The sequence below is a fragment of the Heliomarina baculiformis genome, assembly GCF_019966545.1.
Lineage (GTDB): Bacteria > Pseudomonadota > Alphaproteobacteria > Rhodobacterales > Rhodobacteraceae > Heliomarina > Heliomarina baculiformis.
Genome location: NZ_JAIMIC010000004.1, coordinates 450,787 through 466,106, shown reverse-complemented (window position 1 = coordinate 466,106; position 15,320 = coordinate 450,787). Strand labels below are relative to the sequence as shown.

Annotated in this window: 11 protein-coding genes; 5 read left to right on the top strand and 6 right to left on the bottom strand. The window is 61.2% G+C overall.

The annotated features are described in order from the left end of the window. Positions 1–2 precede the first annotated feature (2 nt). The 3 genes from MF268_RS12070 to MF268_RS12060 all read right to left on the bottom strand — a co-directional run bounded on the left by MF268_RS12070 (position 3) and on the right by MF268_RS12060 (position 3,699). Entirely contained in the window at positions 3–995 is a 993-nt protein-coding gene (locus tag MF268_RS12070; RefSeq protein ID WP_238371109.1) for an AAA family ATPase, read from the bottom strand. Next, positions 992–1,966 carry an HAD family hydrolase gene (locus MF268_RS12065; protein WP_238371108.1) on the bottom strand — a complete coding sequence of 325 codons (975 nt, stop codon included), beginning with the start codon at positions 1,964–1,966 and terminating at the stop codon, positions 992–994. Before MF268_RS12065 ends, MF268_RS12070 begins: the two co-directional genes overlap by 4 nt. A 167-nt stretch (positions 1,967–2,133) precedes the next feature. Continuing rightward, positions 2,134–3,699, bottom strand: a complete 1,566-nt coding sequence (locus MF268_RS12060; RefSeq protein ID WP_238371107.1) for an arylsulfatase — start codon at positions 3,697–3,699, stop codon at positions 2,134–2,136. Between the two features lie 489 nt (positions 3,700–4,188). Here MF268_RS12060 and MF268_RS12055 point away from each other — a divergent pair, with 489 nt between their 5' ends. The 4 genes from MF268_RS12055 (at position 4,189) to MF268_RS12040 (ending at position 8,314) form a co-directional block, all read left to right on the top strand. After that, the gene (locus tag MF268_RS12055; RefSeq protein WP_238371106.1) at positions 4,189–5,376 is read left to right on the top strand and encodes a GAK system CofD-like protein; all 1,188 of its coding nucleotides are present in this window, start codon (positions 4,189–4,191) and stop codon (positions 5,374–5,376) included. Positions 5,377–5,565: 189 nt separating this feature from the next. Further along, positions 5,566–7,101: a CHAD domain-containing protein gene (locus MF268_RS12050; RefSeq protein ID WP_238371105.1), complete on the top strand. Its 1,536-nt coding sequence runs from the start codon at positions 5,566–5,568 to the stop codon at positions 7,099–7,101. Then, a complete protein-coding gene (locus MF268_RS12045) occupies positions 7,098–7,841 on the top strand; it encodes a ParA family protein (RefSeq protein WP_238371104.1) in 744 nt (247 codons plus the stop codon). The genes MF268_RS12050 and MF268_RS12045 overlap by 4 nt, the downstream gene beginning before the upstream one ends. Next, a complete protein-coding gene (locus MF268_RS12040) occupies positions 7,841–8,314 on the top strand; it encodes a CYTH domain-containing protein (RefSeq protein WP_238371103.1) in 474 nt (157 codons plus the stop codon). Before MF268_RS12045 ends, MF268_RS12040 begins: the two co-directional genes overlap by 1 nt. 21 nt (positions 8,315–8,335) lie before the next feature. On the opposite strand, the gene adhP is transcribed toward MF268_RS12040, so the two are convergent. Then, the gene (gene adhP, locus MF268_RS12035) at positions 8,336–9,346 is read right to left on the bottom strand and encodes an alcohol dehydrogenase AdhP (protein ID WP_238371102.1); all 1,011 of its coding nucleotides are present in this window, start codon (positions 9,344–9,346) and stop codon (positions 8,336–8,338) included. Between the two features lie 312 nt (positions 9,347–9,658). Between adhP and chrA the strand changes: the two genes are divergently transcribed. After that, positions 9,659–11,044, top strand: a complete 1,386-nt coding sequence (chrA, locus tag MF268_RS12030) for a chromate efflux transporter (protein ID WP_238371101.1) — start codon at positions 9,659–9,661, stop codon at positions 11,042–11,044. A gap of 11 nt (positions 11,045–11,055) precedes the next feature. On the opposite strand, the gene MF268_RS12025 is transcribed toward chrA, so the two are convergent. Together MF268_RS12025 and MF268_RS12020 are read right to left on the bottom strand one after the other, a co-directional pair. Further along, the gene (locus MF268_RS12025; RefSeq protein WP_238371100.1) at positions 11,056–12,375 is read right to left on the bottom strand and encodes an MFS transporter; all 1,320 of its coding nucleotides are present in this window, start codon (positions 12,373–12,375) and stop codon (positions 11,056–11,058) included. A 297-nt stretch (positions 12,376–12,672) separates the two neighbouring features. After that, positions 12,673–15,159, bottom strand: a complete 2,487-nt coding sequence (locus MF268_RS12020; RefSeq protein ID WP_238371099.1) for an adenosylcobalamin-dependent ribonucleoside-diphosphate reductase — start codon at positions 15,157–15,159, stop codon at positions 12,673–12,675. Between the last annotated feature and the right edge of the window lie 161 nt (positions 15,160–15,320).

Here is a 15,320-nt window from a genome sequence, read left to right as displayed (position 1 = left end):
CGTCAGGTCAACGCGACCTGTTTGAGAATCTCGGACACCACCCGGTCGGGGGTGACGCCCTCGCCCTGCGCCTCGAAGGTCAGCCCAAGACGGTGACGCAGCACGTCCGGCGCGATGGCGCGGATATCCTCGGGGTCGACATAGTCACGGCCCGCGAGCCATGCATGGGTGCGCCCGCATTTGTCGAGCGCGAGCGAGGCGCGGGGCGAGGCGCCGATCTCGATCCAGCGCGGCAGATCATCGCCGAACTCGGACGGGATACGCGTCGCGTTCACCAAATCGGCCATGTAGCGTTCGATGGCATCCGAGACATGGATCGCGCCGATTTCAGCCCGTGCATCGAAGACGGCCTGCTGTGGGATCGCGGCGGGTTTTTCGGCGGGCGCCTTACCCGCGCCCTGCCCTGCCATCGCGGCAATTTCCTCGCCCCGGACAAGGCGGATCACCTCGACCTCGTCCTCGACCGGGGGATAGGTGATGAGCACATGCATAAGGAAACGGTCCATCTGGGCCTCGGGGAGCGGATAGGTGCCCTCTTGCTCGACCGGGTTCTGGGTGGCCATCACCATAAAGAGCGGCTCCATCGGGTGGGTGGTGCCCGCGACCGTCACCTGCCTTTCCTCCATCGCTTCGAGCAGGGCCGCCTGCACCTTGGCCGGGGCGCGGTTGATTTCATCGGCCAGCACGATATTGGCAAAGATCGGCCCCGGCTCGAACCGGAATTCGGACTTGTCACCGGACTGGTAATAAACCTCGGTCCCGGTCACGTCCGAGGGAAGCAGGTCGGGCGTGAACTGGATGCGGCTGAAATCGGCCTCGAGGTTTCTGGCCAGCGCCTTGATCGCGCGGGTCTTGGCGAGGCCCGGGAGCCCCTCGACCAGCAGGTTGCCATTGGCGAGAAGCCCGATCAGCAGCCGTTCGATCACGTCGCGCTGTCCGATGATCGACTGGCCCATGCGGCTGCGCAGGTCTTCGATTTGATCGCGTGCCGTCATCTGGAGCCGGTCCATATCCTTGACCAGTCCTCTGCCATGTCGATCACCGTCCAGCCGCGCTCGGCGGCTTCGTCCAGACCGCGATTCAGAACGCCGGTATGGCCGTCGCGGTCATAGGCGAATTCGCGGTCGCCGTCGGTGTGGTGCAGCAGCATCCCGAAACGCGGACCTTCCCCGGCAGTGGTCCATTCGAGCATGGCGAAATCACCGTCCGAATTACCGGCGGCAAGGATCGGGCGCTTGCCGATATGCCGCATGATGCCGACGGGTTTGCCCTCTTTGTCGTCGATGAAGGTGACGCCGCCGTCCTTCGTGATAGTCGGTGTACCGCTGTCGGCGGAGTATGAGGTGTTGCCCTCGGTCCCGACCACCTGCCACGGCGGGATGCCATAGGCCTCATCCGCGAAGGAGCGGATGAAATCGATGCCGCCGCCCGAGACGATATAGGTGGCAAAGCCTTCGTCACGCAGGTAGCGCAGGAGTTCGACCATCGGCTGATAGGTCATCCCGGCATAGGCCATGCCCGTCGTTGGATGCTTGGCGGTGGCGAGCCATTCGGAGGCGGAGGTTTCGAAATCCGCCGGGGTGATCGCCGCGTGCGAGACATTGAGGATCTCGATCAGACCCTCGACACCTCCCGCCATCATACCTTCCATGTCTCCGTCATTGGCGGCCTTGAGCACATCGGAGCTGAGGATGCCGGGATCGGCCTGCGCCTTTTCGCGAAGGATGTCGATTGCATAGAAAAGCTGAAAATAGGCGGGCTGTTCGGCCCAGAGGGTCCCGTCATTGTCGAACACGGCGATCCGGTCCTCGGGGATGACGTAAGTGTCGAGCCCCGGAGTGGTGACGTTGTCGACGAATTCGATGATCGCGCTCTTGGTCTCGGTGTCATTCCACGAGGGAAGCGGATCGGCATGGGCGGCGCTGCAGGCCATGACAAAGGCGGCGGCGCAGGCGAGCTTGAGCATATCGGAAGTTCCTGAAGAATTGGGCTGGACGTGCCGCGCATGATGCGCCGGGCATGATCCGGAATAGCAACCGGGACGTTTCGGTCAGACGCCTGGACCTGAATCAACCCGGTCGGTGCAAACTGAAAAGCCGGGGCGCGAGAGTGTTCGCGCCCCGGCCGGAGTCTTTACTGACCGCCCATCGCATTGAGGCTGGCGTTCAGCTCTTCCTGGATCTGGTCGATCGAGAAGCTGTCCGGACGCTGGGCCGGCGGATATTCCTCGAAGGTGGCAAGGAACTCACCGACGACGGCCTGCGCCGGGGCCAGAAGATATACGTGGTCCATCAGCCAGTCATAGTAGGTGTTCGAGGTGATGTCGGCCCGTTCATAGGGATCCGCACGCAGATCGAAGAGCTTTGGGACACGCAACGATGTGAAAGGTTCGGCCCAGATGTTCAACGTTCCCTTCGCGCGCTGCTCTTTGAATACAACTTTCCAGTTGTAATAGCGCAGAGCCACAACTTCGCCGTCATCGTTGAAATAGAAGAACCGGTCACGTGCGCCCTCGTCGGTTTCGCCAGTCAGGTAGGGCAGCTGGTTGTAACCGTCGAGGTGGTTCTTGTATTCCTTGCCGTTGATCGTCGTACCTTCAAGCAGACGTTCCTTGATGTCGGTGTCGCCCACGGCCGCCAGAAGTGTCGGGAACCAGTCAAGCCCCGAGAACATCTCGTTTGCGACGGAACCCGGTTCGATCCGGCCCGGCCATTTCAGCATCGCAGGGACGCGGTAGGCACCTTCCCAGTTGGTGTTTTTCTCGGAACGGAAAGGCGTCGTGCCCGCATCAGGCCAGGAGTTCTGGTGCGGACCGTTGTCGGTCGCGTACATGACAATTGTATTGTCCGCGATACCGAGCTCATCGAGCTTGTCGAGCAGGTTACCCACGATGCCGTCATGCTCGATCATGCCATCGGCATATTCGGTCAGGGCGGTCAGCCCCGGTGCGCTGCGGTTCTCTTCCTTGACGTGGGTCCGGAAGTGCATCCGGGTGGCGTTCATCCAGACAAAGAACGGTGTTCCGGATTCGACCTGCCGTTCCATAAAGTCGATGGCGGCGGCCGAAGTTTCCTCGTCGATTGTTTCCATCCGCTTCTTGGTCAGCGGACCGGTATCCTCGATCTCGCCATCGGCAGAGGCACGGATCACGCCGCGCGGGCCAAAGCGTTCGCGGAATTCTTCATCCTGCGGATAGTTGAAGTTTTCAGGCTCTTCCTCGGCATTCAGGTGATAGAGGTTGCCGAAGAATTCGTCAAAGCCATGTTCGGTGGGCAGATGTTCGTCGCGGTCGCCGAGGTGGTTCTTTCCGAACTGCCCTGTCGCATAGCCGTGATCTTTCAGGGCCGAAGCGATCGTGACATCGACCTCTTGCATTCCGGCTTGCGCGCCGGGCAGACCGACCTTGGACAGACCGGTGCGCAACGTTGTCTGCCCGGTGATAAAGGTCGAACGACCGGCCGTGCAGCTTTGTTCGGCGTAGTAGTCGGTGAAGATGATGCCATCATTGGCGATGCTGTCGATGTTCGGCGTGGTATAGCCCATCAGGCCCATGGTATAGGCCGAGATATTGGCCTGTCCGATATCGTCGCCCCAGATGACGAGGATATTCGGTTTGTCTGCGTCGGCGCTCTCTTGCGCCGCTGCCGTGCTTGCGGCTGCGACGGCAGCCAGAACGACAAGTCGTTTGAAGAAGGTCACTGTGGGTCTCCCCCTGAAATGAATACATATTGGTCGTCGAGCCTTGGAAATCGGAAATACGAGTTCTGATTGCCCCTTACGGGGGTACTGCTGGTCGGCCTGCCTAATTCACGGGTCCTCGCCGGTGGCGCTCCTTGCTTCCGAAATCACCCTGTTAACAAGAATCAATCACTGTTTACTCTACCTAAGAGGTTGCACCGTCTGGGCTTATCCGATCAACCAAAAATTAATTTTTTTATGAGTCACGCACGTTTTAGCTGTATTCAGCCTGAGTCCCGCGGATTGTTCTTCAGGCCTATGAAACCTGTGTGACGGGGAGTGGAGCGGCTTGCTTATATGCCGCCCTGCTTGACTTGCGATGGCACATGCGCCCCCATGCGGGCAAAGGTCCGGGCGGTCATAGATATGCGAAACCCGGCGATATTGCGTGATTACCGGAAATAGGTGTGAATTATAGAGGACAGGTTCGACAGCGCCGAAGGGGCCGGTATGCAGGTGCCGAAAATCCGCGTTGAGCGCGACATTGCCGTGCCGGACGGGTTGCGCGTTTCACGGGCATTGAGCGCGCCGCATCTGGGACCGCAGATCCTGTTCTTCAGCGGCGGCAGTGCGCTGAACGATATCTCGCGCCAGCTGAAACGCTATACGTACAATTCGATCCACCTGATCACGCCCTTTGACAGCGGTGGGAGTTCGCAAGTGCTGCGCCGGGCCTTTGACATGCCTGCCGTCGGCGATCTGCGCAGCAGGCTGATGGCACTCGCGGATGAGACCGTGCTGGGCCAGCCGGATATCTATGCGTTGTTCTCGCGTCGTCTGGACAAGGACGGGTCGCAGAAAGATCTGCGCGCCGAGGTCGCGGCGATGAGCGCGGGAAAACATCCGCTGATCCGGGCGATTGCACGCCCCATGCGCAGCCTGATCCAGACGTTCCTGCAAGACTTTGAAGCCCATGCGCCCGAGGATTTCGACTACCGCAATGCAAGTATTGGCAACCTGATCATCGCAGGCGGCTATCTGGGCCATGACCGCGCGCTTGAACCGGTCCTTTTCCTGATGTCCAAAATGGTCGATGTGCGCGGCACGGTGCGTTCGGTCGTGGATGCCAACCTGCAACTGGAGGCGGAACTGGCAAATGGCCAGCGCCTGACCGGGCAGCGCGAGATAACCGGCAAGGAGGTCGCGCCGCCGGAGAGCCGGATCGCGCGGCTGTTTTTGAGTGACGGGCAAAAGGAGATCGCAACGGGAGAGATCGCCCTGCCCAAGCGCAATCGCAGGCTCATCGGTCAAGCCGAGGTAATCTGCTGCCCGCCCGGCAGTCTTTATTCCAGCGTGGTCGTTAACCTGATGCCTGCCGGGGTGGGCAAGGCGATTGCCGCGCGCCACGTGCCCAAGATCTACCTCCCGAGCCTTGGCCCCGACCCCGAGGCGCTTGGCCATGATCTGGCCGATCAGGTGGAGGCGATACTGGCGCCGCTGCGGGCGGATGCCGGGGGCGATGTACCGACCGAAGCGCTGATGACCCATGTGGTCTGCGACCTGTCCCATGACATGGCGGCCTGCGCCGACGTCACCAACCGGTTCGGCATTCCCTGCGTCCGCCTGCTCCTGAGCGGTGATGACCCGAAAAGGTACGATCCGCAGAAGGTCTGCGAGATGCTTGTCTCGACCGGATAGCTTCGGCCCGGAAAAATCGCAAAGCGACACTTGCATGGGCGCATAAGCTTCACCGTTACGTCATGTACTGGAAATATGCGGGATAAGAGGTATTTGGGCGCGTTTGGGTGGTGCTCGACATGGCCTCTCCTTATAGATGAAGCTCGTGGCGATCCGACGGCACGAGAATGCAGAAAGGCTTGGGTTATATTGCTCGCAACACTCGGACATCTTCGGCCAGCGCTTGTATCCACGGCGCTTTCCAAGAAGCTTGTCGGCGCAAAGATCGGCGATGCGCGGCTTGTCCGCGAAGGGGAAGACGATCAGAAAGCCTTTACGCTGATCGATAGCTTTGACAACCAGATCGGCGCGGCGGATATGGCGCTGATCGCGACAAAAAACGATCTTGTACTGATTGCTCCGGATACCGCCGTAGCAAGACAGGACTTTGCAGCGCCCGATTTCGTCGACCACATGCCGGAGGGTCCGGTCACGGCCAAGCTGGGCAAGATCGTCAATCCGCTGCGGCGTTTGCTGGTCCGGGCGGAGGGGACGGTTTCCTGCCAGATGTTGAAGATGGTCGATGACCTCGACAAGACCGTCGCACGCTGCCGGGTGCACAGCTTTGTGCCCGAGAGTGGCACCGCCGCCTGCATGATCGAATTCATGCCGCTGCGCGGGTATGACGAGGAAATGGATCAGCTTACCGCCTTTGTGGCATCGCTGGGCGAGCCGCTGGGGACGGTGGGCGATATTGCCCGCGCGCTTCGTGGGCCGGGGGCGGATTACACCAGCAAGCCGGTGATCGCGATGACGCCGGACCAAACATCGTTTCACGTGGCGACCGATATCATCCGGGCGCAGATTGCCGTGGCGCGGGCGAATGAACCCGGTGTCATCGAGGATATCGACAGCGAATTCCTGCATGACTACCGCGTCGCGTTGCGCCGTACCCGGTCGGTGATTTCGCTGTTCAAAGGCGTCTTCACCGAAGATCAGACACAACAGTTTAAGGACAGGTTCGGCAGCCTGATGGCCCGGACCGGACAGCTGCGCGATCTTGACGTGCATTTGCTTGACCGGCAGGCCTATCTGGAGTTGGTGCCGCCTGCCCTGCAGCCGGGGATCGACAAGCTGTTCGACAGTCTTGCGGCGGATCGCGGGGCGGCCCATGCCAAGCTGGCGCGGTTCTTTAACGGTCAGGCCTATCTGCGCGAGATGGACAAGCTTGAAAAACTCTTTGCCGCGCCGAAGCGGATTACCAAGGGCCCCGAGGCTGAACGCCCGGCGCTGGCATTTGCACAAGCGCTGATCTGGAAACGATACGTGAAGGTCTGCAAGATCGCCGGTTTGATCGACGACGGGACCGCCGATGAACAGGTTCACGATCTGCGCATTCACTGCAAGAAACTGCGCTACCTGATCGAATTCTTTGCCCCCCTGTTTGGCAAAAAAGACACCAAAGTTATACTCAAGTCACTGAAAACGCTGCAGGATAACCTTGGGGCGTTCAATGACTACTCCGTGCAGCAGGAGGCGCTGGCCGGGATGCTGGACAGGCTGTGCGCCGGGAACTCCAAGGATGCCATCGAAATCGCCACGAGCATTGGCGCGCTTGTGACTGTGCTTCACCAGAAACAGACAGAGGAACGGGCCAGGGTCGTCGCCAGTTTCACAGCCTTCAACTCCGAGAAGACCAGCGCCCGTTTCCGTAAAAGCTTTAAGCCCGGAAAGACAGCAGCATGACGGTCATCGCGAGCTATTCGAACAAGGGCGGTGTCGGGAAAACCGCGAGCGCGGTCAACATCGCCTATTGCCTGGCCAAGGAAGGTCACCGTGTGCTTCTGTGCGATCTCGATCCGCAGGGGGCGTCGAGCTTTTACTTTCGCGTCAAACCGTCGAAAAAGCTGAAGGGTGACCGGTTCTTTACGGATGTGAAACGGTTCACCGATGCGATCCGGGGCAGCGATTTCGACAATCTCGACATTCTGCCCGCCAATACCGAATTCCGCGATTTCGACGTGTTTCTCGCGCGGATGAAACGCAGCCAGTCTCGGCTGAAAAAGGCGTTGAAGAGCGTGGGCAACGACTATGACTTTATCGTGCTGGACTGCCCGCCGAATATCTCGACCCTGTCCGAAAACGTGTTCAAGGCGTCGGATGCGATAGTTGTGCCGGTGATCCCGACCACGCTGTCAGAACGGACGTTTGAGCAACTCGTCGACTTCTTCAAAGAGCACAGACTGGAGCGCAAGAAGATACTCGCCTTCTTTTCGATGGCGCAGGCAACCAAGAAACTGCATGGCGAGACCATGCGGCGCATGCGCAAACAACATGCCAAGCGCTTTCTGGACGTCACCATTCCCTTTTCGACCGATGTAGAGAAAATGGGCATACACCGCGCGCCGGTTGGCAGTTTCTCGGCCTCGCACGAGGCGGCGTCGGCCTATCGGAAACTCAGCAAGGAAGTGGCGAAGAAAGCGTGATGGCGACAGGAACCGAAATCGAGCGCAAGTTTCTGGTGGCAGAGATGCCCGATCTGGCGGCCGCAAAGGCGGTCGAGATCCGGCAGGGCTATGTTACCCGGCCCGAGGATTCCATCGAGGTGCGCCTGCGCCAGAAGGGCGAGAACTATTTTCTGACGGTCAAATCCGGCTCGGGCATGGTGCGCGGCGAACATGAAAGCGAGATATCGCGGGACGCTTTCGAGACGCTCTGGCCCGCGGCATCGGCCACCGTAGACAAAGTGCGATGGACCGGATCGCTGGACGATGGTTCGGTCTTTGAACTGGATGTGTTTTCCGGCGATCTTGCCCCGCTGGTGGTGGTCGAGGTCGAGTTCGACAGCATCGAGGCGGCGCATGCCTTTGTACCGCCTGCTTGGTTTGGTCGCGACGTGAGCGGCGACAAGGCCTATAGTAACAAGGTCATGGCCTTTCGCGATCGCCCGGCGGAATAGACCGGCGCGGCCCGAGGGGCGTTACAGTTCCATCACGATACGACCGTCGATGGCGCCTTTCTTCATCCGGTCAAAGATGCTGTTCACATCGTCCAGCGACTCGGTCGAGTAATGCGCGGCGACCTTGCCTTCGGCGGCGAATTGCAGGGCCTCGGCCAGATCGTTGCGGGTGCCGACGATGGAACCCCGGATCGTCTTGGCGTTCAGAACCGTGTCGAAGATTTCCAGCGGAAAGCTTTCCGGCGGCAGGCCCACAAGGCTCATCGTGCCGCCGCGTGCCAGCATGCGGACACCCTGTTCGAACGATTTGCCCGCGACTGCCGTGACCAGCACGCCCTCGGCCCCGCCGCCGGCCTGCACTTCGGCGACCGGATCGGTTTCGAGCGCGTTGATGGTCTGGTCGGCACCGAGGCTTTTTGCCAGATCCAGCTTGTCCTTGGCGATATCCACCGCGATCACGTGAAGGCCCATCGCCTTGGCGTACTGCACCGCCATATGGCCAAGACCGCCGATACCCGAGATCACCACGGTCTGGCCGGGCCGGGTGTCGGTTTCTTTCAGCCCCTTGTAGACGGTGACCCCGGCGCAGAGCACCGGCGCGGCAGGGGCAAATTCCACCGCATCCGGCAGGTGGCCGACATAATTCGGATCGGCAAGCACGTAGTCCGCGAAACCGCCATTCACGCTGTAGCCGGTATTCTGCTGGTCGGTGCAGAGCGTTTCCCATCCGCCCATGCAATGACGGCAGTGGCCGCAGGCGGTGTAGAGCCACGGGATGCCGACGCGGTCGCCTTCCTTGACGCCTTTGACGTTGCGCCCGACCTCGGCAACGGTGCCGACACCTTCATGGCCGGGGATGAAAGGCGGGCTTGGCTTGACCGGCCAGTCCCCCTGCGCCGCGTGCAGATCGGTATGGCAAACGCCGCTTGCCGCGATCTTGACGATGATCCCGGAGTCGGTGAGCGACGGGCGTTCGACCTCGCATATATCGAGCGGCTTTCCGAATTCCCGAACGACGGCTGCTTTCATCATGGGTCTCTCCTTTTCGGCACGGACATGGGGACTCGCAACGTCCAGCGCCGACAGGGTAAGCGAGAATCACGAAAACGATGCGAAACGGATTAGCGGGATCGTCATGCGGGCAGAATTTTGCTGCCCGGGCGGGCGCGGTTGCCCGAAAGCATGTCGATTTGCGAGAGGGAGATGCGCCGGCAGCCGGGGAAGTTTGACAAGCGCCTGCAAACTGCGTTTGACCGGCGAATAGGGGTTTACGACTCTGACGATCGCTGCTGTTTTGACGCCGAGAAAAGCCATCTGGCCGCCCTATCGCCGTGGAGCATCGACATGACCGACGCATCGCTCGACAGGCCCAGGGGCCGGAACGAGGGCGACTGGCCGACGCTGACCGAGGCGACGCGTGTCTGGGCGCGGGTGGCGATCCTGTCCTTTGGCGGACCCGCCGGGCAAATCGCGGTGATGCACCGGATCACGGTCGAGGAGAAGCGCTGGATCGGGGACGATCGTTTCCTACATGCGCTGAACTTTTGCATGTTGCTGCCCGGGCCCGAGGCGCAGCAGCTTGCCACCTATATCGGCTGGCTCATGCATGGAACGCGCGGCGCGATCATCGCGGGCGGGCTGTTCATCCTGCCCGGCTTGCTTTCGATCATGGCGCTTAGCTGGATCTACGTGATCTTTGGCGAGGTTGACCTTGTTTCGGGCCTCTTCTTCGGGCTGAAGGCGGCAGTGCTTGCCATTGTTCTGCAAGCGCTGGTCCGGATCGCCGGAAAAGCGCTGAAGAACAACGCGATGCGGGCCATCGCGCTGGGGTCGTTCCTTGCGATCTTTGCCTTTCAGGTGCCGTTTCCTCTGATCATCGCGGCAGCGGCGCTGATCGGGTACGCGGGCGCGCGGGGCGGGCTGGCCGCTTTTGCGCCCGGTGGCGGACAAGGCGCGCAGGGCGGCACCCATGTCGCTGAGGCCGAGACTCTGCTTGGCGATGAAACCGTCGAGATGCCGGTGACGGCGCGGCGCAAAGCGCTGATGGCGGGGATGGCCGCCCTCGCCCTCTGGCTGGTGCCGGTTGGGATGTTTTTTGTCACGCTGGGGCGGGGCAATGTATTCACTGAAATTGCGCTTTTCTTTTCAAAGATGGCCGTTGTCACCTTTGGCGGGGCCTATGCGGTACTGGCCTATGTGGCGCAGGAGGCGGTTGGCACCTATGGCTGGCTGACGGCGGGGCAGATGCTGGACGGGCTTGGCATGGCCGAAACGACGCCGGGACCGCTGATCATGGTGCTGCAATTCGTCGGCTTCCTTGGCGCGTGGAGCGCGGAAGGCACCGTTTGGGCGGCGACGCTGGGCGCGCTGCTGGCGACCTATGTGACCTTTGCGCCGTGTTTCGCATGGATCCTGTTGGGTGCGCCATGGATGGAGCGCCTGCGCCGCAACCGCGCACTTGCCGCCGCGCTGACCGCAGTGACGGCGGCGGTGGTCGGCGTGATCCTGAACCTTGCGATCTGGTTCGCCATGCACGTGATCTTTGACGCGGTCGCTGTCTGGCGCGCCGGACCGCTGACGGTCGAGCTTCCCCGGCTGGCATCGGTCGATTGGGCGGCGGCGCTCCTGACGGCGCTGGCGGTGATTGCAGTGTTCCGGCTGAAGTTCGGGATGATGACGGTGCTGGCAGGGTCCGCGATTGCCGGGGCGGCCCTGACCATGCTGGGCTGATCGGGCAAAGCTCAGAAATGCTTTGCCCATCTGGGGTGGCGGTCATCGATCACCAGCGGATGGCTGTGGCGTCTTTCGCCGTTAAGATGCGGATCGTCCGGCGCGAGGTTGTCATGAATATGCTCGACCTCTGCCACTTCGCCAGCGGGCCAGAGGCGCAGGGCGGCAATAATGCCGATGAGACCTGCCCCTGCCAGTACGATAAGTGCCGGGATGGCACCGAAGCGTGTCATCAGCCAGCCTGACAACGGATAACACACCAGCCAACAGGCATGGGACAGGGCGAACTGCGCCGCGAAAATGGCGGGCCTGTCTTCGGGATGGGCCGAGCGCCGCAGCAGCCGCCCAGAGGGTGTCAGAACAGCGGAAAAACCGACCCCGTTCAAGAACCAGGCGCAGAGCAGCATACCCCAGTTCAGGCCGGTGAGGCCGATGCCACCGGCAAGGCAGACCAGTGTCGCCACCGTCAGCACCGCCCCCGCCAGCATGACTGGTCGATCCGGCAGCCGGTCCAGCAGTCGCGGCAACGACAGTGCCGCGCTCATCGAACCCGCACCAAAGGCGAACATCGTCCAGCCGAGCGCACTGTCGGAGAGGCCCAGCATCCCGCGCACGAGAACGACGGAATTTACCAGCACCATGGCGCTTGCCGCCGCAACCGAGACGTTGAGCGCGAGAAGCCCGCGCAGCCGGGGCGTGGCAAGGTAGATGCGGATGCCCCGGGTGGTGCGATCATAGATCCCGCGCGTGGCGGGTGCAGCCGGGCTTGGCAGCATCACCGAAACCACCAGAAGGGCCGAGCCGATGAAACCGGCGACGGTGCCGAGGAAAAGCGTGTTGTAGCCCATCACTGTCAACAGCAGAGCGGCGAGCATCGGGCTGACGATGTTTTCAAGATCATAGGCAAGGCGCGAGAGTGACAGGGCGCGGGTGTACCGATCTTCCTCGGGCAACACGTCGGGGATGGTCGCCTGAAAGGTCGGTGTAAACCCGGCCGAGGCCGATTGCAGCAGGAAGATCAGCACGTAGACCTGCCAGACCTCGGTCACGAAGGGCAGCGCCAGCGCACATAGAGCCCGGACGAGATCGAGCGCCACCAGCAGCACCCGCCTGTTCAAGCGATCCGCAAAGGCACCGGCGACCGGGGCCACGCCGACGTAGGCCACCATCTTGATCGTGAAAACCGTGCCCAGCACCATCGCCGCGTCGTTCCCGGCAAGATCATAGGCCAGCAGCCCGAGCGCCACGGTCGCAAGGCCGGTGCCCAGAAGCGCAACGACCTGCGCGAGAAAGAGATGGCGATAGGTACGGTCGGCTAGAACGTTCAACATCGCGGCCTCGACGGGGAAATGATCACCGGTAGCTCGATCATAACAATGAAAGCGCCGACAGCATCAGAAGATCTTTGACTGGCTGCAACCGGTCGTACGCGCGGCCGCTGCGGTTGTTTGCATTGTTGCCTCTGCTTGAGGGCGCCTAGGTCAGTTGCAGACGGTGCAGCCACCGGCCGGCGCCCTTCGATCGCGCGCGTTTTATTGAGCGCCTCGATTATCAAAGTGCGCCTCAGTAGCGACGCCGTCGCCGGGCACAATTCTTCTGCTGGATTTTGCGAACAAAACGCAATCACATCACCCCGAACATTTCGAGTAACCGCAATTGGCGCAGGTGGCACAGCCCTCGATCATGTGCATGTCATACTGACCGCAAGAGGGGCAGGCAGGACCGCGCGGTTTGGCTGAGTTGCCGTTGGCGGCGTGAGGATCGGCTTTCAGGCCCAGCCCTTCTCCGTCGATGAAACCGATCGCGATCAGGTGCTTTTCAATCACCCCGCCAATGGCGGCAAGGATCGAAGGAACGTATTTGCCCTGCATCCAAGCGCCCCCCCTCGGATCGAAAACAGCTTTCAGCTCTTCGACGACAAAAGATACGTCACCGCCGCGACGGAACACCGCCGAAATCATGCGCGTCAGGGCCACCGTCCAGGCGAAATGCTCCATGTTCTTGGAATTGATGAAGACTTCGAAAGGCCGTCGGCGCCCGTCGATCTCGATATCGTTGATGGTGATATAGATTGCGTGCTCGCTGTCGGGCCATTTCAGCTTGTATGTGTTGCCTTCAAGCTCGGGCGGGCGGTTCAGGGGTTCAGCCAGGTAAGAGGTTTCGGGCGCACTGTCGGATACAGCCGGAATCGCCGAGGTCGTAAGGGCCGTATTCCCCGACACCAGCCAGTCGGCCGTGACGTTCAAGACGGTGGCAAGTTTCTTGGCGGCAGATCGGGACAGGTCCTTACTGCCGGTCGCGATATTATCGAGGAGAGAGACCGAAAGCCCGGATTTCTCTGAAAGCGTCTCGCGATCTTCAAGGCCCGCATCGCTCATCGCACGGGCAATGCGTTTCGCTGCGCTGTCTTCCTCTGCAGGCTGTGATACCGCCAGGACCGACCCGCTCACCTCGTTCGGCCGATAGGTCGTGCAGCCCTTGCAGCCGGTATCCCAGGCCAGCATGTAGACGTCCTTGAACGCCTCGAAAGAGATATCCTCGGGGCAGTTGATGGTCTTGGAAATAGAGGAATCCACCCATCGCTGCGCGGCGGCCTGCATGCGGACGTGATCCTCGGGGGCAAGGGTCTGCGCGGTCACGAAACTTTCCGGCAGTTCCGCCTCGCCGAACCGTTCGCGCCACATCTGCACGGCGTAATCCACCACCTCTTCGGCGCGTCTCGACCCGTCGCGTTGCAGGACCTGCCTTGTGTAGGAAAAGGCGAAAATCGGCTCGATCCCGGAACTGACGTTTCCAGCATAAAGCGAGATCGTCCCCGTCGGTGCAATCGACGTCAGAAGCGCGTTGCGGATGCCATGTTCGGCGATAGCGGCGCGCACGTCCTCATCCATCGCGCGCATGTTGCCCGAGTTCAGGTAGCCATCCGCGTCGAACAGCGGAAAGCTCCCCTTCTCCCTCGCCAGATCCACCGAGGCCAGATACGCGGCGCGGGCGATCCGGTGCATCCAGCGCTCGGTCAGACGCGCCGCCTCCTCTGCGCCATAGCTCACCCCCATCATCGCCAGCGCATCGGCCAGACCGGTGACACCCAGCCCGATGCGCCGCTTGGCGCGGGCTTCCTCGGCTTGTGCGACCAGCGGGAATTTCGAGGCGTCGATCACGTTGTCCATCATCCGGACGGCAATGGTGACCAGATCGTCCAGTTGCTCCTCATCAAGACCGGCATCTTCGTCGAACAGGCTGGCGATCAGCCGCGCAAGGTTGATCGAGCCAAGCAGGCAGGCGCCATAGGGCGGCAGGGGCTGCTCGCCACAGGGGTTCGTGGCGGCAATCGTCTCGCAGTAGTTAAGGTTATTGGCCGCGTTGATCCGGTCGATAAAGATCACGCCCGGCTCGGCGTAATCATAGGTGGATTGCATGATCTGGTTCCAGAGCGCGCGAGCGGGCAAGCGGCTATAAACCCGATCTCCGAAAACAAGCTCCCATTCGGTGTCGTCCTTGACCGCCTGCATGAAGGCATCGGTGACCAGCACCGACAGGTTGAACATGCGCAGGCGCGCCGGGTCTGCCTTGGCCGAGATGAAGTCCTGAATATCCGGATGGTCGCAGCGCATGGTGGCCATCATCGCGCCGCGCCGCGCCCCGGCGGACATGATCGTCCGGCACATAGCGTCCCAGACGTCCATGAAGGTCAGCGGCCCCGAGGCATCGGCAGAGACGCCGGACACGGCAGCACCCTTGGGCCGGATGGTCGAGAAATCATAGCCGATCCCCCCACCCTGCTGCATGGTAAGGGCCGCTTCCTTCAGCATGTCGAAAATACCATCGATACTGTCGGGGACCGTCCCCATGACGAAACAGTTGAACAGCGTGACCTGTCGCCCCGTCCCGGCGCCTGCCACGATCCGACCGGCGGGCAGGAACTTGAACCCGTCGAGCGCGTCGTAGAACCGGTCTTCCCAGACCTCTGGTTCGGACTCGCGACTGGCCAGATCCTTTGCGATTCTGCGCCAGGTGTCTTCGACGGTTTCGTCGATGGCCGTTCCGTCCGCCTCTTTCAGGCGGTATTTCATATCCCAGATCTGTTCGGCGATCGGCGTCGTGAATTGCGTCATCTTGAAACCGGCCCTCAGGTTGCTGACTTCAGTTCAGGATATATGGCCCGTTCAGGCAAGGACCAATCGGGCAGAACCGTCAAATCGCGGGCCATCTTCGTGCCAACACTTAAAGGAAATCTGTTCCAATCACAGAAAACACCCCCCATAATTTGCAGTCA